The organism is Halorubrum sp. SS7, assembly GCF_005435055.1.
GTDB lineage: Archaea > Halobacteriota > Halobacteria > Halobacteriales > Haloferacaceae > Halorubrum > Halorubrum salinarum.
This window is the reverse complement of the sequence record NZ_SGXV01000014.1, coordinates 26,490-45,234: the sequence shown is the minus strand read 5'-3', so window position 1 is coordinate 45,234 and position 18,745 is coordinate 26,490. Positions and strand designations below refer to the sequence as shown.

The 18,745-nt window shown below is 72.1% G+C and carries 15 protein-coding genes; 12 read left to right on the top strand and 3 right to left on the bottom strand.

Going from position 1 to position 18,745, the window contains the following annotated elements; translation table 11 throughout:
* Positions 1-21: 21 nt before the first annotated feature.
* Together EXE44_RS12675 and EXE44_RS12670 are read left to right on the top strand one after the other, a co-directional pair.
* Positions 22-2,070 (top strand): DUF460 domain-containing protein, encoded by a 2,049-nt coding sequence (locus EXE44_RS12675; RefSeq protein WP_137717446.1) that lies wholly within the window; start codon positions 22-24, stop codon positions 2,068-2,070.
* Positions 2,071-2,190: 120 nt separating this feature from the next.
* Positions 2,191-3,177 carry a tyrosine--tRNA ligase gene (locus tag EXE44_RS12670; RefSeq protein ID WP_137717445.1) on the top strand — a complete coding sequence of 329 codons (987 nt, stop codon included), beginning with the start codon at positions 2,191-2,193 and terminating at the stop codon, positions 3,175-3,177.
* A gap of 21 nt (positions 3,178-3,198) precedes the next feature.
* On the opposite strand, the gene EXE44_RS12665 is transcribed toward EXE44_RS12670, so the two are convergent.
* The gene (locus EXE44_RS12665; protein ID WP_199241213.1) at positions 3,199-3,966 is read right to left on the bottom strand and encodes a topoisomerase DNA-binding C4 zinc finger domain-containing protein; all 768 of its coding nucleotides are present in this window, start codon (positions 3,964-3,966) and stop codon (positions 3,199-3,201) included.
* Between the two features lie 89 nt (positions 3,967-4,055).
* Positions 4,056-6,398, bottom strand: coding sequence for a DEAD/DEAH box helicase (locus EXE44_RS12660; RefSeq protein WP_137717444.1), 2,343 nt, complete (start codon positions 6,396-6,398; stop codon positions 4,056-4,058).
* A gap of 200 nt (positions 6,399-6,598) precedes the next feature.
* Here EXE44_RS12660 and EXE44_RS12655 point away from each other — a divergent pair, with 200 nt between their 5' ends.
* The 8 genes from EXE44_RS12655 to EXE44_RS12620 all read left to right on the top strand — a co-directional run bounded on the left by EXE44_RS12655 (position 6,599) and on the right by EXE44_RS12620 (position 14,967).
* A complete protein-coding gene (locus EXE44_RS12655; RefSeq protein WP_053770397.1) occupies positions 6,599-6,961 on the top strand; it encodes a TRAM domain-containing protein in 363 nt (120 codons plus the stop codon).
* A gap of 92 nt (positions 6,962-7,053) precedes the next feature.
* Positions 7,054-11,109 (top strand): LAGLIDADG family homing endonuclease, encoded by a 4,056-nt coding sequence (locus EXE44_RS12650; RefSeq protein ID WP_137717443.1) that lies wholly within the window; start codon positions 7,054-7,056, stop codon positions 11,107-11,109.
* A complete protein-coding gene (locus EXE44_RS12645; RefSeq protein ID WP_137717442.1) occupies positions 11,110-11,409 on the top strand; it encodes a hypothetical protein in 300 nt (99 codons plus the stop codon).
* 107 nt (positions 11,410-11,516) lie between these two features.
* Complete coding sequence (locus EXE44_RS12640; RefSeq protein WP_137717441.1) at positions 11,517-11,855, top strand: hypothetical protein; 339 nt, start codon at positions 11,517-11,519, stop codon at positions 11,853-11,855.
* The gene (locus tag EXE44_RS12635; protein ID WP_137717440.1) at positions 11,852-12,664 is read left to right on the top strand and encodes a hypothetical protein; all 813 of its coding nucleotides are present in this window, start codon (positions 11,852-11,854) and stop codon (positions 12,662-12,664) included. The genes EXE44_RS12640 and EXE44_RS12635 overlap by 4 nt, the downstream gene beginning before the upstream one ends.
* 24 nt (positions 12,665-12,688) lie before the next feature.
* Positions 12,689-13,549, top strand: a complete 861-nt coding sequence (locus EXE44_RS12630) for a hypothetical protein (protein WP_137717439.1) — start codon at positions 12,689-12,691, stop codon at positions 13,547-13,549.
* Entirely contained in the window at positions 13,546-14,196 is a 651-nt protein-coding gene (locus tag EXE44_RS12625) for a chromosome partitioning protein ParA (RefSeq protein ID WP_137717438.1), read from the top strand. The genes EXE44_RS12630 and EXE44_RS12625 overlap by 4 nt, the downstream gene beginning before the upstream one ends.
* A 75-nt stretch (positions 14,197-14,271) precedes the next feature.
* Positions 14,272-14,967 carry a peptidase gene (locus tag EXE44_RS12620; RefSeq protein WP_137717437.1) on the top strand — a complete coding sequence of 232 codons (696 nt, stop codon included), beginning with the start codon at positions 14,272-14,274 and terminating at the stop codon, positions 14,965-14,967.
* A 27-nt stretch (positions 14,968-14,994) separates the two neighbouring features.
* On the opposite strand, the gene EXE44_RS12615 is transcribed toward EXE44_RS12620, so the two are convergent.
* Entirely contained in the window at positions 14,995-15,300 is a 306-nt protein-coding gene (locus tag EXE44_RS12615; RefSeq protein WP_137717436.1) for a HalOD1 output domain-containing protein, read from the bottom strand.
* 124 nt (positions 15,301-15,424) lie between these two features.
* On the opposite strand from EXE44_RS12615, the gene EXE44_RS12610 reads away from it, so the two are divergent.
* Positions 15,425-16,984: a phenylalanine--tRNA ligase subunit alpha gene (locus EXE44_RS12610; RefSeq protein ID WP_137717435.1), complete on the top strand. Its 1,560-nt coding sequence runs from the start codon at positions 15,425-15,427 to the stop codon at positions 16,982-16,984.
* Positions 16,984-18,744 carry a phenylalanine--tRNA ligase subunit beta gene (gene pheT / locus EXE44_RS12605; RefSeq protein WP_137717434.1) on the top strand — a complete coding sequence of 587 codons (1,761 nt, stop codon included), beginning with the start codon at positions 16,984-16,986 and terminating at the stop codon, positions 18,742-18,744. The genes EXE44_RS12610 and pheT overlap by 1 nt, the downstream gene beginning before the upstream one ends.
* Position 18,745: the final 1 nt, after the last annotated feature.

Here is an 18,745-nt window from a genome sequence, read left to right as displayed (position 1 = left end):
GGCAACGACCTACCTCGGTACGTGACAACCCGGACCATCCGCGCCCGCGACCGGCCGGTGTTCGGCGTCGACGTCCACAGCGGCGACGTCCGCGGCGACAGCCCCTCCTACGCGCTCGTCATCCTCGACCCCGTCGACGAGGACGACCCGGACGCCCCGGACGCTGACGGGCCGATGGCCCGGGTCACCCGCGACGTGGTCTCGTTCCGGAAGCTCTGCCGGCTGATCGACGACCGCGAGCCCCTCTACGTCGCCACCGACAACGCCTACGAGCTGGCGGCCGACAAGAACGAGCTGGTCGGCTTCCTCCGGTCGCTGCCGGACGGGACGCGGCTGGTCCAGGTGACCGGCGCCGAGCGCCCGGAGCCGCTCTCGCGGGTCGCCTCCCGGCACGGGATCCCCTACGGGAAGGAGCCGATGAAGGAGGCGGAGGCGGCCGCGCGGCTCGCCGCGGCCAACGTCGGCCACGAGGTGACCGCCTTCACCGACGAGACGACGGTGAAGGTGTCCCGCGGCCGCTCGACGGGCAAGGGCGGGTGGAGCCAGGACCGCTACACCCGGCGGATTCACGGCAACGTCCGGAAGCGGACGCGGCAGGTCCAGTCGAAGCTGAACGAGGCGAACCTCGACTTCGAGCGCGACGTGACCGAGAAGTACGGCGGCTACGCGAACGCGACGTTCACGGTCGAAGCCCGCCCGGAGGACATCCCCGTCTCGGACTCGCGGGCCGGCGACGTGCGCGTCGAGGTGGAGCGCGAGCGCCGCGACGGCATCGAGTACGAGCCGCTGGTGAAGCGGCGCGACCGCGTCATCGTCGGCATCGACCCCGGCACCACCACCGCGGCCGCGGTCGTCGGCCTCGACGGCACCGTCCACGCGCTCTACTCCTCGCGCACCGGCGACACCGCCGAGGTGACCGAGTGGATCGTCGAGCAGGGGCGGCCGATCATCGTCGCCGCCGACGTGGAGCCGATGCCGGAGACCGTCGAGAAGTTCCGGCGCTCGTTCGACGCCGCCGGGTGGCGCCCCACGACGGACCTCCCGGTCGACGAGAAGCTCCACCGCACCCGCGAGGCGAGCTACGACAACGACCACGAGCGCGACGCGCTCGCCGCCGCGCTGTACGCCTACGACGACCACGAGGACCAGTTCGAGCGGATCGCGGCGAAGACGCCGCCGCGGCTCGACCGCGAGGCGGTGATCGCCGGCGTCGTCGCCGGCGGCTCGTCGGTTGAGGCCGTCATCGAGGACCTGAGCGAGGACGACGGCGACGGAGACGACGGGGGCGACGAGGCGGAGACGGACCCCACGGAGCCGGAGCGCACCGAGGAGGAGGAGACGATCCGCCGGCTCCGCGAGCGCGTCGACCGGCTGGAGTCCCACGCCGAGTCGCTGGAGGAAGACCTCGACGAGCGCGACGACCGGATCGCTGAGCTGGAGTCCGAGCTGGAGGAGGCGAAACGCGAGGAGCGCATCGAGGCGCGCACCCGCCGGGCGGTCTCGCGGCTCGAACGCGAGACGGACCGGCTGGAGCGCGAGCGCGACGAGGCCCGCGAGCGCGTCGAGGACCTCGAACGGAAGGTGGAGACGTTAAAGGAGCTGTGGCGGCTCGACCACTCGAACTTCGGCGACGTCGCCGAGGGGCAGGGCCTCGTGAGCGTGAAGGTCGTCGAGCAGTTCACGCTCGACGCGCTCGACGCCGCCGACGAGGCGTACGGGCTCGTCGCCGGCGACGTGGTGTTCCTCCGGGACGCCTCCGGGGCGGGCCGCCGGACCGCGGAGCGGCTCGCCGAGGCGGAGCCCCGCGCGGTGATCCGCGGCGAGGGGAACCTCTCGGACGTGGCCGACGAGGTGCTGTTCGAGCGCGGGGTCCCGGTGGTGCCCGCGGACGCGGTGCCGGTCCGCGAGGTGGACGAGCTGGCGGTCGCGAGCGAGGAGGCCCTCGTCGAGGCCGTCGACGAGTGGGAGGAGCGGGCCGCCGAGCGCCGGCGCGACGAGAAGGCCGAGCGGATCGACCGGATCATCTCCGAGCACCGCGCGGGGCGGACGCTGCCCGAGACCGAGGAGTGACCCCGACCCGGTCGCCTCGAAACCGAGGAACCGGCGGTCGACGGCCGCGCTGGCGGCGCTCCCCGTGAGTCGTCGGCACGCATCCAGAAGTCATATGTCCGGGAACGCACACTCGGAGGTATGGACGCTCACGAGCTGATCACCCGGAACGCGGCCGAGGTGGTCACCGAGGCGGAGATCGAGGCGCTGGCCGACGACCCCGAGGGCAAGCGGGCGTACGTCGGCTACGAGCCCTCGGGCGTGCTCCACATCGGTCACATGCTCACCGCGAACAAGCTCATCGACCTCCAGGAGGCGGGCTTCGAGGTCACCGTGCTGCTGGCCGACGTACACGCCTACCTGAACGACAAGGGGTCGTTCGAGGAGATCCGCCACACCGCCGAGCGGATGCGCGACCAGTTCATCGCCTACGGACTTGACGAGTCGAACACGCAGTTCGTCCTCGGCTCCGACTTCCAGCTCGACGACGACTACACGCTCGACCTCCACGCGCTCGAACTGGAGACCACCCTCTCCCGCGCCGAGCGCGCGATGGCGGAGATCAGCTCGGGCGACTCGGTGAAGGTGTCGCAGGCCGTCTACCCGCTGATGCAGGCGCTCGACATCCCGTACCTCGGCGTCGACCTCGCGGTCGGCGGGATGGAGCAGCGCAAGGTCCACATGCTCGCGCGCGACGTGCTCCCGAGCATCGACCGCGAGCCGCCGACGAGCCTCCACACGCCGCTGATCGCCGACCTCGGCACCGGCCGCGGGAAGATGTCCTCCAGCGAGGGCGTCACCATCTCGATGGAGGACTCCCGCGAGGACATCGAGTCGAAGGTGAACGACGCCTACTGCCCGCCGACGGCCGACCCAGAGCCGACCGACGACGGCGCCGAGCGCGAGAACCCCGTCCTCCAGGTGTTCGAGTACCACGTGTTCCCGCGGTTCGACGCGGTGACCGTCGAGCGCCCGGAGGAGTACGGCGGGAACCTGGAGTACGACGCCTACGACGACCTGGAGGCCGACCTGGAGGCCGGCGAGCTCCACCCCGCGGACGCGAAGGGCGCGCTCGCGGAGTACCTCGACCGCCTCATCGCGCCGGGCCGCCAGCAGCTCGCGGAGTAGGCCGGTCGTCCCGCGGCGCCCTCACTCGGCGTCCGCCTCGTTTCTCACCGCGCGACCGTCGAGCGCGCAGGTCCCGTCCAGACAGCCGAGCCCCGCCGCCGTCTCGAAGACGGGGAGCCCACAGTCGCACTCGTCGACGACGACCCCGGCCGGGAACGAGAAGGTCGTCTCGCAGTCCGGGTAGTTCTCGCAGCCGAGGTAGACGCGGCCGGGCGCGGAGCGGACCCGGAGGTCGCCGTCGCAGTCGGGGCAGTCCCAGACGCCGTCGAAGCGGTCGCTGACGGCCTCCGCCATGGGGTCACAGCCCGGGTCGAGACAGAGGTGGAAGGGCTCGCCGCGCTCGACGCGGATCTTCGGGAGCCCGCAGTCGTCGCAGGTCGCGTCCGTGACGCTGGCGCCCGCCGGCAGCCCCCGCCGCTCCTCGCAGTCCAGGCAGACCACGTCGCCGCGCGAGCGAACGAGCGGCCCGCCGTCGTCCGGGCAGGTCCCGACCGGGACGCCGGCCTCGGTGACGGGGAGGGCCCGGCTCGCGGTCGCCTCCGCCGCGACGATCCGGAGCCGTCGGGTGCCGTCGCGGGCGGTGACGGTGAACCCGTCGCCGTCGCCCTCGACGACGACGCTCTCGGGGCGGGTGAGCCACGCGACGGGCTGGTAGCCGTCGGCGTCGTGGACGAGCGTCGTGTCGTCGGGTTTGATCAGGACGACGACCCGTCCCCGGTGGGTGCGGGTGCGGTCGCCGCGGTCGGTTACCTCGCAGTCGCCGGCCAGCACGCGGAGTCGCTGCGGCATGGGGCGACTGGCCGCGGAATGGCTGAAAAGCGCTCGTGACGGGGTTTATCGGGGATGCGGAGCGCCGGCAGCGGGCGAGGGCGACGCCGTCACTCCACCCGGACCGTCCGCGTCGCGGTGACGGGGAGCAGCGGGAGGTCCGGGAAGGCGACCTCGACGACGAACTCCAGTTCGTCGGCGTCCGGCGGCCCGAACACGCCGACCGGGACCGTCGCCGTCCCGTCGAGGTACGTCGTCGTCGCGGTCATCTCCACGTCGTTGACCGTGACGCGGATCCCGGCGCGCGCGCCGCCGGAAACGGCCTCGACGGCGACCTCGCACATCTCGTTTTCCCCGACCGCGATGGCCTCGGGGAAGTCGCCCCAGTCGACGTCGACGCGGGGGCAGTCGCGCGCGGCGTCGACGATCCGCTCCGCGACGGAGTCGCTCATGCCGGCGCGTTCGAGGCCCGCCGCGCCGGCGTCGACCACGTCGACCGGGGAGGCGAGGCCGGCGTCGGCGAGGCGCTCGGCGCGACCGGAGCCGACCCCTTCGATCGCCGTGAGCGCGACCGCCTCGCGGGAGACGCCGTGCTCGACGCGCGCCTCGACGCGGCGGGCGAGGTTGGCGGCGCGCGGGCCGGCGAAGCGGTCGAGGAACTCCGCGAGGGCGGCGAGCAGGCGGAGCGCGTTCTGTCGGATCACCCACGCGTCGGACCGGAGGTCCGAGGGGATCGAGTCCGCCATGCCGGCGAGCAGGATGGCGAACACCTTGCGGTGGCCGTCCTCCAGGTCGGTGTCGCGCCCGTCGAGGATGCGGTCGATCGCGTCCGACTCGGCCGACCGCGCCGAGACGGAGTCGAACTCCCCGGCGGCCGCGACCGTCTCCAGCACCGAATCGACCGTCAGCGTCTCGCGGTCGGCGAGGCGGCGGAAGCGGCGCGCGGTGTCGAGTCGGAGGTAGTACTTCGAGGCGAGCCGGCCGAGGGCGGTCGGCTCGATCGCGAGGTCGTCGTCGGCCGCGACGAACCCGTCGTCGACGAGCGATTCGAGCGTGTCGCGCACGCGGTCGCGGAGCGTCGGGAAGTCGTACGCGTCCGGCTCCGACCGCGCGCGGACGTAGTAGAAGGTGGTCTCCAACCACGCCATCACGTCCTCGAGCCCGCGGATCGTCCCCATCGCGATCTCGGCGTTGAGGTGCGACTCGAGGTCGGCGGCGAGCCGCGACTCGATCTCCTTGCCGTCTCGCAACAGCTCGCGGTACCTGTCGGCGTCCGCGCGGTCGCAGACCACCCAGCCGTACCCCACGTCGTCGTACTCCGGCCGGCCGGCGCGCCCGAGCATCTGGAGCACGTCCAGCGGCGAGATGTCGGTCTCTCCCTCCAGCGGGTCGTGGTACTTGGTGTCGCGGATCACGACGCAGCGCGCGGGGAGGTTCACCCCCCACGCCAGCGTCGACGTCGAGAAGAGGAACTTGATCTTCCCCTGCTTGAACCACTCCTCGACGCGGTCGCGGTCGTCCTTCCCGAGGCCGGCGTGGTGGAAGCCGACGCCGTCCGTGACCGACTGCCGGAGCGTGTCGTTGGTGAGCTCCTTGGCCTCGTTGTGGAAGTCGTAGTCGTCCCGCGAGTCGATCGGGATGTCGCGTTCGGTGATCTCGTCGCGCGCCTTCTTGGCCGCCTGAACCGTGTCCTGCCGCGAGGAGACGAACACGAGGGCCTGCCCGTCCTCGCGGACGTGCGGCTCGGCCAGGTCGAGCGCGCGGTAGAGCCGCCGGTACTTGTCGGCGAAGGCGTTCGAGCCGTGCGAGTACGTCTTCACGCCCGTTTCGAGGTCGACCGGGCGGTACTCGTCGCCGAAGGCGTACGTCGTCTCCGCGGGCGCGTCCAGCCACTCCGCGACGTCGTCGATGTTCGGCATCGTCGCCGACAGCGCCACGACGCGGGGGTCCTGGAGCCGGCGGAGCCGCGAGACGGTGACCTCCAGCACCGCGCCGCGCTTCTCGGAGTCGAGCAGGTGGACCTCGTCGATGACGACGCAGTCCACGTCGGTGATAAAGGAGTAGCGCGCGGAGTCGTGCTTCCGCGTCGCGCTGTCGGCCTTCTCGGGGGTCGTCACCAGCACGTCGGCGCGCTCGGCGCGCCGGGGGTTCAGGTCGCGCTCGCCGGAGACGACGTAGACGGAGTAGCCGAGCTCCTCGAAGCGTTCCCACTCGCTCTCCTTCTCGTTGGTGAGCGCGCGCAGCGGCGCGACGAACAGCGCGGTGCCGCCCGCGTCGAGCGTCTTACAGATGGCGAGCTCGGCGAGCGCCGTCTTCCCGGAGGCCGTCGGCGCCGACGCGACCACGTTGTGGTCGGTCTCTAGGATGCCCGGCAGCGCCTCCCGCTGCATCCGGTTGAACTCGTCGAACCCGAAGGCGTCGGCGAACTCCGGCACCGCGTCCGCGACCTTCACGGCACACCACACCCGTGCGCGAGTCGTCGGGAACCGCGGCTGTGTCGCATCGGATCGAGAGGGGGGCTTCGAGGGCAAAGGCGTTTCTCATGCGGCCGCGGGGGAGCCGAGTCGGTCGAGGGAGACGCAGGCGGGGGGTCGGCCCCGTCGCGCCGCCGCGTACCCACACCGTTTAGGTGGCCGCGGCCGACCGCACGGGTATGATTCCCACGTCGCCGCTCGTCGTCGGTATCGCCGTGGCGGTCGCGCTGCTCGCGCTGTTCGTACTCGCCCGCCGGCTCCGCGGGCCGTCGAGCGAGGCGCGCGAGTCGAAACGCGCCCACGAGGCGGCACAGGAGCGCGAGCCGCCCGTCGAGATCGGCGAGACCTACGAGTTCGGCGTCACCGAGCTCACCGACCACCACTCCGGCGACGAGGTCGCCGTCGGGAAGGTCGAGGGGTTCGTCGTCTTCACCGAGGAGATCCCGAGCGGGCTCGAACCGGGCGACGTGATCCGCGCGAAGGTGCTCTCCTTCAACGAGGGGCGTACCTCCGCCGACGCGACGTTCGTCGAACGCGCGTAGCCGAGGGCGGATCGCCGGAGCGAGACGGCGGCCGCGACCACGTCCGCTCCGAACCGGAGGTTCATACGTGATGCCGACGAAGTGGTGTCGCAATGGCTCAGGCCGGCACCCAGGACCTCACGGAGCGGTTCATCCAGTTCTATCGCAACTACTACCGTGAGGAGATCGGACAGCTCGCCCAGCGGTACCCCAACGAGCAGCGCTCGCTGTACGTCTCCTACGACGACCTCTTCCAGTTCGACCGCGACCTCGCCGAGGACTTCCTGAACAAGCCGGAACAGATGCGCGAGTACGCCGAGGAGGCGCTGCGGCTCTACGACCTCCCCGCCGACGTGAGCCTCGGCCGCGCGCACGTCCGCATCGAGGACCTCCCCGAGAGCGTCGACATCCGAGGCATTCGGGTCCACGACGACCACATCGGCAAGCTCGTCTCGATCCAGGGCATCGTCCGCAAGGCGACGGACGTCCGTCCGAAGGTAACCGAGGCCGCCTTCGAGTGCCAGCGCTGCGGCACGATGACGTACATCCCCCAGTCGGACGGCGGCTTCCAGGAGCCCCACGAGTGCCAGGGCTGCGAGCGACAGGGCCCGTTCCGCGTCAACTTCGACCAGTCCGAGTTCGTCGACTCCCAGAAGCTCCGCATCCAGGAGTCGCCCGAGGGGCTGCGCGGCGGCGAGACCCCCCAGTCGCTCGACGTCGACATCGTCGACGACATCACCGGCGAGGTGAGCCCCGGCGACCACGTCACCTGCGTCGGCGTCCTCCACATCGAACAGGTCGAGCAGGGCAACGAGAAGTCCGCCATCTTCGATCTCTACATGGACGGCGTCTCCATCGCCATCGAGGACGAGGAGTTCGAGGACATGGACATCACCGAGGCGGACAAACGCGACATCATCGAGCTCTCCGAGCGCGACGACATCTACGAGGCGATGGTCGGCTCCATCGCGCCCGCCATCTACGGCTACGAGGAGGAGAAGCTCGCGATGATCCTCCAGCTGTTCTCCGGCGTCACGAAGCACCTCCCCGACGGCTCGCGGATCCGCGGCGACCTCCATATGCTCCTTATTGGCGACCCTGGTACAGGGAAGAGTCAGATGATCAGTTATGTCGAGAATATCGCTCCAAGATCAGTTTATACGTCAGGAAAAGGATCATCTGCGGCGGGCCTCACCGCCGCGGCCGTGAGAGACGACTTCGGCGACGGGCAGCAGTGGTCGCTCGAAGCCGGTGCCCTTGTCCTCGCGGACAAAGGGATCGCGGCGGTCGACGAGTTGGACAAGATGGACTGCGTCACCGGCGACGCGCTGGTTTCTCTCGCCGACGGGCGCGTCGAGCGCATCGGAGAGCTGGCGCGGGAAGCGGCCGAGGACGGCGAGGTCGAGGAGCTCTCGAACGGGCGGCGTATCCGCGACGTCGACCTCGACGTCTGGTCGATGAACGAGGACGGAAACCTCGTCGAGCGGTCGGTTTCGGCGGTCCACGAGTACGACGTCCCGTCGGAACTGACCCGAGTGACGACGGAGACCGGCGAGTCGCTGACCGCGACCGCCGACCATCCGTTCTTCGTCCTCGACGACGGCGAGCGCGTCGAGCGCGAGGCGGCAGCGCTGAACGACGGCGACTGGGTGTACGTCCCGCGCGAGATCCCGACGACAGCGGCGGACGGCGGAGCGGTGGCCGCGAGCGGGGGAGGGGGGCCGACGACCGAGCCCGGCGACGGTCCGACGGTCGACGCTGACGGGGTCGACCCCGCCACGGCGAGCGTCCTCGGGTACCTCTCGGGTGACGGCAACGTCTACTACGACCGCGACGAGGGCGTCTACGGCGTTCGGTTCACGAACACTGACGACGGACTCCTCGACGACTTCGAGCGCGCGGCGCGGGCGGCGTTCGACGCGGAGCCGGTGCGGCCGCCGAGCGAACGGCGCGGCGACGGCGTCGAGACGGTCCGGGTCACCGGGAAGGAGCACGCCGACGCCGTCCTCGACGCGGGGATGAACCTCGGTCGGTACGACGAGAAGTGCTTCCCGACCGCCGTGACGACGGGGAGCCGCGCGGCGAAGGCCGCGTTCGTCCGCGCGCTGGCCGACAGCGAGGGCCACGTCGACGAGTCCGCGGGGAACATCCGGATAGCGTCGGCGAGCCGAGACCTCCTCCGCGGCACCAGGAACCTCCTCTTACAGTTCGGCGTGTCGAGCCAGCTCCAGCACCGCGAGCGAGACGGCGGGCGCGACGTGTACTACCTCACGGTGACCGACGCGGACTCGCTCGCGGCGTTCCGGCGGTACGTCGGTTTCACGGCCACGCGGAAGGCCGAAGCCCTCGACCGCGTCGTCGCTGCCGCCGACGGCGACCGCACGATTCTCGACGTGGTCCCGGAGGTCGACGACGTGCTGGCGCGGTGCCGCGACTCGCTACGGCTCCACCAGAGCGAGTGCGGCATCGGCGCCGTCACGTACCACGACTTCGAGACCGGGAGCGCGAACGTCTCGCTCCACCGCGCCGAGCGGATACTCACGGCGTTCGAGAGGCGGCGCGAGCGGGCGGACGAAGACCGCGGCGCGCTCGACGCGACGCCGACGTGGGAGACCCTCTCGGAGCTTCGGAGTCGATACCACGTCTCGCAGTCCGAGTTAGCCGAGGGGACGACGCTGTCCCAGCAGCAGGTCTCCCGCGAGTGGGGGGAGAGCGACGAGGTCCGTCGGACGGTGGCCGCGCGACTCCGGGAGGTACTCACCGACGTCGCGGAGACCGACCTCGACGACCTCCGGGAGTTCGTCCGCGGCGAGGTGAAGTGGCGTCGGGTCGAGTCGGTCGAGACGGTCCCGCCCGAGTCGGTCGAGCACCGCGGCGAGGTGCTCCGGCAGCGGCTCGTCGACGTCATCGGCGGGCCGGTCGACACGGCGGAAGTGCGCGCTCGCGAACTGCTCGACCGCGGTCCGGTCGGCGAGACGCGAGCGGCGCTGTCGGCGGCGCTCGACGCCCACGGCGTCAGTCAGGCGGACGTGGCGTCGGGGCTGGACGTGAGTCAGGCGACCGTGTCGCGCTGGCTGTCCGGCGCCGTCGAGACGGAGCGGTTCGACGACTTGCGCGAAGCCGTCGTTGAGGAGGTCGGCGCCGTGAAGGCGGAACTGCGGTCGATCCTCTCCCGGATCGACGACGGCGAGCGACCGAGGGTGTACGACCTGACCGTCGAGGGGACGCACAACTTCGTCGCGAACGGGCTCGTCGTCCACAACTCCTCGGACCGCTCCGCCATGCACGAGGGCCTCGAACAGCAGAAGATCTCGGTCTCGAAGGCGGGGATCAACGCGACCCTCAAGGCGCGGTGCTCGCTGCTCGGGGCGGCGAACCCCAAGTACGGTCGGTTCGACCAGTACGAGCCGATCGGCGAGCAGATCGACTTAGAGCCCGCGCTCATCTCGCGGTTCGACCTCATCTTCACCGTGACGGACAGCCCGGACCCGGAGCACGACTCCCGGCTGGCCCAGCACATCATCAAGACGAACTACGCCGGCGAGCTCAACACCCAGCGCGAGCAGCTGTCGAGCTCGGAGTTCACCTCGGAGCAGGTCGCGGAGGTGACCGAGGAGGTAGCGCCAGAGATCGACGCGGAACTGCTCCGCAAGTACATCGCCCACGCGAAGCGGAACTGCTACCCGACGATGACCGAGGAGGCGAAAGAGGTGATAGAGGAGTTCTACGTCGACCTCCGGTCGAAGGGCGCCGACGAGGACGCGCCGGTGCCGGTCACCGCGCGGAAGCTGGAGGCGCTGGTGCGGCTCTCGGAGGCGAGCGCGCGGGTCCGCCTGTCGGACACGGTCGAGCGGGAGGACGCCGACCGCGCGACCGACATCGTCGAGTCGTGTCTCAAGGACATCGGCGTCGACCCGGAGACGGGGCAGTTCGACGCCGACGTGGTCGAGACGGGCACCTCGAAGAGCCAGCGCGACCGCATCAAGAACATCAAGGGGCTCATCGCGGACATCGAGGAGGAGTACGAGGAGGGTGCGCCGGTCGACGAGGTGCTCGACCGCGCCGGCGAGATCGGGATGGACCCGGGGAAGGCCGAGCAGGAGATCGAGAAGCTCCGGACGAAGGGCGAGGTGTACGAGCCCAAGCAGGGCCACCTCCGGACGACGTAGATGGACCGCATCTCAGCGATACGGAACGTCGAGGACGCGCTCCGCGAGTTCGAGGACGGCGATGCCGACCTCGCGGCCACGGAGCGGCGCGTCGCGGCCGTCCTCCGCACGTACGCAACCGAGTTCGACGGCGACGGCGACGTGTTCCGCGCGGTCGGCGACGACCCCGTCGACGGCACCGTGGTCGTCGCGCCCTCGGAGCCGGCGGCGCGGGAGCGCGTCCTCGCCACCAGCGGCGTCGACGGCGAGCGCGACCCGGACGGCGGGGACGGGCCCGCGTTCGACGTCGAGCGCTTCTGAGGACCCAGCCTCGAAGGCGGGGGCGCCAGCCTGGACGGCGGTCGCTGAAGGCGACTGAAACGTTCCGGTCCGGAACGGCTAAATTGGAAAATCGACCACCCGCGGGCGTGCTGCTGGTCGTGACTTATTCGGCGGCCGCCCGAACCGGCCTCCGGAACCTGTGTCGCCGCCACGAGGCGGTCGTCGCCCGGCGGTTCGGTCGCGCCGCGCTGTTCGACGAGACGGTGTACGCCGCGTTCCTCGCGCTGCGGCTCCGAGAGTCGCACGGAGGGGACGTCCAGATCGAGCGCACCGAGCCGTTCAACGAGTTCGTCGCCGTCGACGAGCCGGTCCGAGAGGCCGCCGCGGCCTACGCGGACCGGAGCGCTGAGTCGACGCCGTACGCGGCCTTCGCGGCGGGGACGGACCACCCGGACCCGGACGCCATGCGCGGCAGGGAGCTGTGACCGAGACGAGACCGACACCGCGGGAGCCGGACCGGGGGGAGGAGGCCGACGGCAGCGAGGACGAGTCGGCCGCGGTCGAGGGACCGCCGGAGCCGAGCGCGGTGCTCGGGCGGCTCCCCACCGACGCGGGGCTCCGTCGGCAGCTGGCGGCGGCCGCGCGCTCACGAGGACGGAGCACCTCGGTCGCGGCTGAGATCGAGGAAGTCGAGGCGGAGCTCGCGGCGATCGAGGTCGATCCGGTGGACCTGACCGCGGCGCGGCGGCGGGTCGCCGAGACGAGCGGCGAGATAGAGCGCCTGAAAGAGCGGGTCGCGGCGCTGCGCGGCGACGCCCGGGCGCGCCGCGCGGTCGACGCCGAAGCGGACGAGGCGCTCGACGACCTGGAGGCGGCGGCCGCGGAGCTGTCTGCGGCGCAGACGGAGGCGATCGCCGCCGAGCAGGCGCTCGAACGCGCGCGAGCGGAGGCGGCTCGAAACCGCGACGAGCGGCGACGGCGCCTGCGGCTCCGCGACCGGCTCCGGAACCGCCGCCGCGCCGCCCGCCGCGAACTCGCCGAGGGGATCTATCCGGCGTTTCGGCGCGCGCTCGCGGTCCTCCCCGGCGGCGACCCCGACGCCGCCGGCGCGGCCCCCGACGCGTACGACGGCGACCCGGTCGCGGCGTCGCTCGCGGCGGTCAGGGTCGCGGCGCTCGACGGCGCCGTCGAACTGCGAGGGGAGGCGGCCCGGAAGGTCGCGGCCGCCGACCGGAGCGCGAGGTCGCTGCTCCGAACCCCCGAGGTCCGCGTGACGTCCGACCCCGACGGTTAAATATGATTCCGCGGGACTCGGCGCATGGAACTCGACTGGTCCGTCGACCGCGAGGGGGAGGCGTCGCTCGTCGGTGTCCGGGTTCGCAATGACGGGGCGGTCCCGCGGCGGGTCCGGATCGAGAGCCGGCTGGACGGCCCCGTCCTGCCGCCGCGTCGCGGCGGCGTCCCCGAACGCGGGTGGGACGCCGGCGGCGTCACCGCGGTGATCGACCCGGGCGAGCGCGCGGCGTTCGGGTTCGCGGCGGTGGCGGAGCCGGTCGACCCGCCGGTCGAAATCGCGGGCGTCGAGCCAGCGACCGCGGAGCCGAACGGGGATGACGCGGCGACCGGAGGCGACGCGGACCGCGTGCGGGCGGCGATGCGCGACCTCGACACCCATCGTCCTCCGCGGCAGGTGGTCGACGGTGCGGCGGCGGTCAACGGTGACGGAAACGTGGTCGACGGCGACGGATCCGGGAGCGCGAGAGGGAGCGACTCGGACGAGGACGAGACCGAGCGGGCGCGAAGCGGGGACGACGCGGGATCCGACGACGCGGGATCCGACGACGACGCGGACTCGATCGAAAGGGCCGGCGAGGGCGACGCGGAGCGGTCGGCGACCGTCGAGTCACCGCCGAGTGCGGCGGGGGCAGACGGGATCGACGCGTGGTTCGCGGCCGTCGAGGACCGAGTCGAGCGGGCGGAGCGACTGAGCGGCGCCGACCTCGAAACGGCGACGGCGGCCGTCCAGGAGGCCGGCGGCCTCGACGCGGTCGCGTCTCTCGACGAGCGCGTCGCGACCGACGCCGAGCGGCTGCGGGCGGTTCGCGACCGCGCCGCGGCGCTGGCCGAGCGGGCGGAAGCGAGCGAGGTGCCGACCGCGGCGCTGGAGGATCTGGCGTGATCCTCGCGGTCGCCGGCGGGAAGGGCGGCGTGGGGAAGACGACGCTCGCGTACAACGTCGCCGCCGCGCTCGGCGGGGTCGTCGTCGACGCGGACCTCGGGATGGCCGACCTGCCGGACGGCCGCGGCCCCGACCTCCACGACGTGCTGGGCGGCGCGGCGGACCCTGTCGAGGCGGTGCGGCCGGGTCCGGTCGACATCGTCCCGTGCGGGCGGACGCTGGCCGGGGCGCGGGCGGCCGACCTGACGCGGTTGGAGGGGGCCGTCGCCGCGGTCGAACGGGAGTTCGGGACCGTCGTCCTCGACTGTCCCGCGGGACGCCGCGCCGACGCCGGCGTGCCGCTCGCGGTCGCGGACGCCTGCCTGCTCGTCGTCTCGCCACGGGCGTTCGCGCTGGCGGACGCGATCCGCACCCGGGAACTCGCCCGCGAACTCGACGCCGGACTGGTCGGCTGCGCGGTCAACCGCGTGACAGAGCAGCCGCCGGTCGAGGCGATCGGCGACGCGCTCGGCGCGCCGGTCGAGGTGGTCTCGGCCGACCCCCGCGTCGGCCGGTCCGTCGCCGCGGAGCGGCCGGTCGTCGACGCCGCGCCCGACAGCGAGGCCGCGGCGGCGGTCCGGGCGCTCGCGCGCCGCGTTCCGGAGTGATCGGAGATGGCGGCGACCCCGCGGCCCGTCGCGACACCGCGCCTTTTTACTCCGGGCGTCCCGTCGGCGAGAGCGATGATCAGGGTCGCGCTCGTCGCCGGCGTCGCCGTCGTCGCCGCGCTCGCCGTCGCCGTCGGACCGCTGTACGCGGCCGACCGCTTCCGGGACCTCCGAGAGCCGACGGACGCCGAGCGGGCGCAGATCGCGGCGCTTGCGGACCCAGGCGGGCTCGGCGTCGACCGGATCGCGATCGAGGCCGTCGACGAGGGGGACGCGGCGGGCGGCGACGGCGCCTCGGCGGCCGCCGGCCCCGCGGAGGTGTCGGTCCGGGGACCGCCCGGTCGACGGGTGTTGTTCCTCACGGAGGACGTGCTGACCGACCTCGACGAGGACGCCGCGATCGGGCTGCTCGCGGCGGAGGCGGGGCGCGTCGCGACGTACTACGCCGAGTTCCGCGCGGTCGCGGTCGGGGCGGTGCTGGCGGCGCTTTCGGCCGTCGTCACGGCGCTCGTACCGTTCGAGTCCGGCTTCGCCGCCCTCGTCGCCGTCGGGCTCGTCTCCTTCTGGGCCGGGCGGCGCGTTCAGTACGCGGCGGACGGCCGCGCCGCGGACGCCGTCGGCGCCGACCGCGTCGCGGACGCGTTCGAGCGGGTCGCGGCGCGCCGCGGCGCCGAGCCGGAGACCGGCGACTGGTCGACGTGGTTCGAGGTCCAGCCGCCGCTCGGGGACCGGATCGCGCGGCTCCGCGAACGGGCGGCGGAAGAGGAGTAACGACGGCGTTCGGTATCGGTTCCCGAGTTAGTTCCGCGCTCGACGAGCGACCGCGGAGTCGGGGCCGACGCGGACGTCGTAGCCCGCGACCGTGAGGGAGACGTCGACGTCGCCGTCGGACCGACCGGCGACGAGCGCGTTCAGCGCGTCGGGGTCGACGTGGTCGTACAGCACGACGCCCTCCTCGGGGAGCTCGGTCGGGTCGACGTCGGCGAGTTCGGCGATCGCCTCGACGACGGCGAGGCTGGGTGCGGGGCCGTCGCCGCCGTGGCTGACGCGCGCCGTCTCCGGGACCGGCCCGGAATCGCTCGATCCGGTCGTTGCGCTGCTCATAGTCCCCTCTACTCCGATCTACTATATAGCTCGGTCGTTCAACTTATCAGAAATGATTACCGAAGGGCGCGGTCCGGTCCCGGAACCGTTACCAACCAGCCGCCCGCGTGTAGGGATAACTCGAATGCGACTCCCGGAACGACAGCTCGCGGTCCTCGAGGCCGCGAGCGCGACGGACGAACGAACGGTGGCGGAGATAGCCGACGAGACCGACCTGAAGCCGGAGACGGTCGCCGGCGCCGCCTTCGACCTGGCCGACGAGGGGCTCGTCGCGGTCGGCTCGGCGACCGACGAGACGCTCGAACTCACCGACGAGGGACGGCGTTACGTCGAGGCCGGGCTGCCGGAGACGCGGCTCTACCGGGCCGGGCTCGACGCGGGCGCCGACGCCGAGCCGGCCGCGATGGGGGCGGTCATCGGCGCGGCCGAGTTAGACGGCCCCGAGGTCGACATCGCCCTCGCGAACTTCGCGCGGAAGGGCCTCGGGAGCGTCGACGGCGGCGAGCTCTCGGTCGACCCGGACGCCGACCCGGACGCCGACCCCGAGGCGACGGCGCTCGCGGCGCTCGCTGACGCCGACAGCGAGGGGGCCGACACCGACGCCCTCGACGGCGAGGGGCTCGACGCGGAGGCCCTCGGCGTCGACGAGGCCGTGATCGAGCAGCTCGACTCGCGCGGGCTCGTGGAGGTCGGCGAGTCGGTCACCCGGACGGTGACGCTGACCGACGACGGCGTCGACGCGCTGATGACCGGCGTGGAGGCGACCGAAACGGTCGGCGCGCTCACGCCCGAACTCCTCGCGAGCGGCGACTGGCGCGACGCCGAGTTCGCCGAGTACAACGTCGAGGCCGAGGCGGAGACGGCCCGCGGCGGCCGCAAGCACGTCCTCCGCCGGACCGCCGACCGCGTGAAGGACGTGCTGGTCGGCATGGGGTTCCAGGAGATGGAGGGCCCCCACGCCGACGCCGACTTCTGGATCAACGACTGCCTGTTCATGCCCCAGGACCACCCGGCGCGGACCCACTGGGACCGGTTCGCGCTCGACGTGGACCCGATGGACTCGATCCCGGACGAGCTGATGGCCCGGGTCGAGGCCGCCCACCGCGACGGGTGGGGGCTCGACGGCGACGGCTACCACTCGCCGTGGTCCGCCGACTTCGCTCGGGAAGTGGCGCTCCGCGGCCACACCACGTCGCTGTCGATGCGCTACCTCTCCGGGGTGGCGGGCGCGGAGCTGGAGCCGCCCCAGCGCTACTTCTCCGTCGAGAAGGTGTACCGCAACGACACGCTCGACCCGACGCACCTCCTGGAGTTCTTCCAGATCGAGGGGTGGGTGATGGCCGAGGACCTCTCGGTGCGCGACCTGATGGGCACCTTCGAGGAGTTCTACCGCCAGTTCGGGATCACCGACATCCGGTTCAAGCCGCACTACAACCCCTACACCGAGCCCTCCTTCGAGCTGTTCGGCGAGCACCCGGAGACGGGCGAGGAGATCGAGATCGGGAACTCCGGCGTCTTCCGCGAGGAGGTGACCGGCCCGCTCGGCGTCGACTGCGACGTGATGGCGTGGGGGCTCGCCCTCGAACGCCTCGCGATGTTAACCACCGGCGCGGAGGACATCCGCGACCTCCACGGCACGCTCGCCGACATCGACTTCCTGCGGAACGCGGAGGTGAGCTACTGATGCCCGTCGTCGACGTCGACCCCGACGAGCTGCGCGAGCTCACCGGCCACGACGAGAAGGGCGACGCGGAGCTGAAAGACGACCTGTTCGGGCTCGGCTTGGAGTTCGAGGGCGAGACCGACGACGGGATGTTCCAGTTCGAGTTCGCGCCCGACCGCCTCGACCGGCTCTCCGTCGAGGGGGTCGCCCGCTCGCTGCGCTACCACTACGGCGACGCGCGCGGCGTCTACGTGCCGAACACGAACGACCCCGAGTGGACCATCGAGGTCGACGAGTCGGTGCCCGACGAGCGGCCGTTCGTCACCGGCGCCGTGGTCCGCGGCGTCGACCTCGACGAGGCGGCGCTGGAGTCGCTGATCCAGCTTCAAGAGAAGCTCCACGCGACGATGGGCCGCGGCCGCGCGAAGGGCGCCATCGGGATCCACGACCTCGCGATGGTGAAGGGCGCGCCGCTTCAGGAGGGCGCGGAGCCGTCGATCACCTACCGCGGCGTCGACCCCGAGGGCGACACGTTCGTCCCGCTCGACGCGAACGACGAGCTGACGCCCGCCGAGGTCTTGGCAGAGCACGACACGGGGACGACCTACGCGGACCTCGTCGAGGACCTCGACCGCTACCCGGCGATCTACGACGAGCTCGGCCTCTTCTCGTTCCCGCCCGTCATCAACGGGAAGCGGACCGAGGTGACGACCGGCTCGCGCGAGCTGTTCGTCGAGCTCACCGGCACCGACCAGTGGACGATCGACCGGATGTGTACGATTATCTGTTACGCGCTGTCGGCCCGGGGCGCGACGATCGAGGAGGTCGAGGTGAACTACGCCGACGGCGCGACGCACCCGAGCGAGTACGGGGCGGAGCTGGTCCGCCCGAACCTCGACACCGACGAGAAGAGCGTCTCGCACGACCGTATCGAGACGCTGCTCGGCGTCGACTTCGAGCCCGAGGAGGTCGTCGACTGCTTCGAGCGCGCCGGCCTCGACGCCTCCTACACCCTCGGCGAGGACGTCCGGTACGACGTGGAGATCCCGCCGTACCGCGTCGACGTGCTCCACCCGCTCGACCTCGTCGACGACGTGGGGCGTGCGTACGGCTTCGACAACTTGGAGCCGCGCTACCCCGACGTGGGCACCGTCGGCGGGCGCCACGAGCGCTCCCGGCTGGAGGACGCGGTCCGGACGAGCCTCGTGGGGCTCGGCTTCGAGGACCTGCTGAACTTCCACATGACGAGCGGGACCGAGAACTACGACCGGATGCGGATCGAGCCGGGCACCGGCGGCGCCGCGGTCGAGGGGGACGGCGTCTTCGGCGGCGGCGACCCCGTCGAGATCACGGAGCCGTACAGCGAGGAGTACACCCAGCTCCGCACCTGGGCGCTCCCGTCGCTCGTGATGCTCTTGGAGCGGAACACCCACAACGCCTACCCGCAGGACGTCGCCGAGGTCGGCTTCGTCGCCGAGCGCGACGACGCCGCGGACACGAACGTCGCCGAGTCGCGCCGCGTCGCGGGCGCGGTCGCCCGCCGCGACGCCTCCTACGAGGCCGCGAAGGGACGGCTCCAAGCCCTCTGTGACGACTTCGACGCCGACCTGGCGACCCCGCGGACCGAACACCCCTCGTTCATCGAGGGCCGCGCCGCCGCCGTCGCGATCGACGGCGAGCGCGTCGGCGTCATCGGCGAGCTCCACCCCGAGGTCCTCGTCGAGCACGACCTGGAGGTGCCGGTCGCGGCCTTCGAGTTCGACCTCGACGCGCTGCGCTGAG

Coding starts and splice junctions, on each gene's coding strand:
- EXE44_RS12670 (WP_137717445.1), top strand. CDS start 2,191: ATGGACGCTCACGAGCTGATCACCCGGAACGCGGCCGAGGTGGTCACC.
- EXE44_RS12665 (WP_199241213.1), bottom strand. CDS start 3,966: ATGCCGCAGCGACTCCGCGTGCTGGCCGGCGACTGCGAGGTAACCGAC.
- EXE44_RS12655 (WP_053770397.1), top strand. CDS start 6,599: ATGATTCCCACGTCGCCGCTCGTCGTCGGTATCGCCGTGGCGGTCGCG.
- EXE44_RS12650 (WP_137717443.1), top strand. CDS start 7,054: ATGGCTCAGGCCGGCACCCAGGACCTCACGGAGCGGTTCATCCAGTTC.
- EXE44_RS12645 (WP_137717442.1), top strand. CDS start 11,110: ATGGACCGCATCTCAGCGATACGGAACGTCGAGGACGCGCTCCGCGAG.
- EXE44_RS12630 (WP_137717439.1), top strand. CDS start 12,689: ATGGAACTCGACTGGTCCGTCGACCGCGAGGGGGAGGCGTCGCTCGTC.
- EXE44_RS12620 (WP_137717437.1), top strand. CDS start 14,272: ATGATCAGGGTCGCGCTCGTCGCCGGCGTCGCCGTCGTCGCCGCGCTC.
- EXE44_RS12615 (WP_137717436.1), bottom strand. CDS start 15,300: ATGAGCAGCGCAACGACCGGATCGAGCGATTCCGGGCCGGTCCCGGAG.
- EXE44_RS12610 (WP_137717435.1), top strand. CDS start 15,425: ATGCGACTCCCGGAACGACAGCTCGCGGTCCTCGAGGCCGCGAGCGCG.
- pheT (WP_137717434.1), top strand. CDS start 16,984: ATGCCCGTCGTCGACGTCGACCCCGACGAGCTGCGCGAGCTCACCGGC.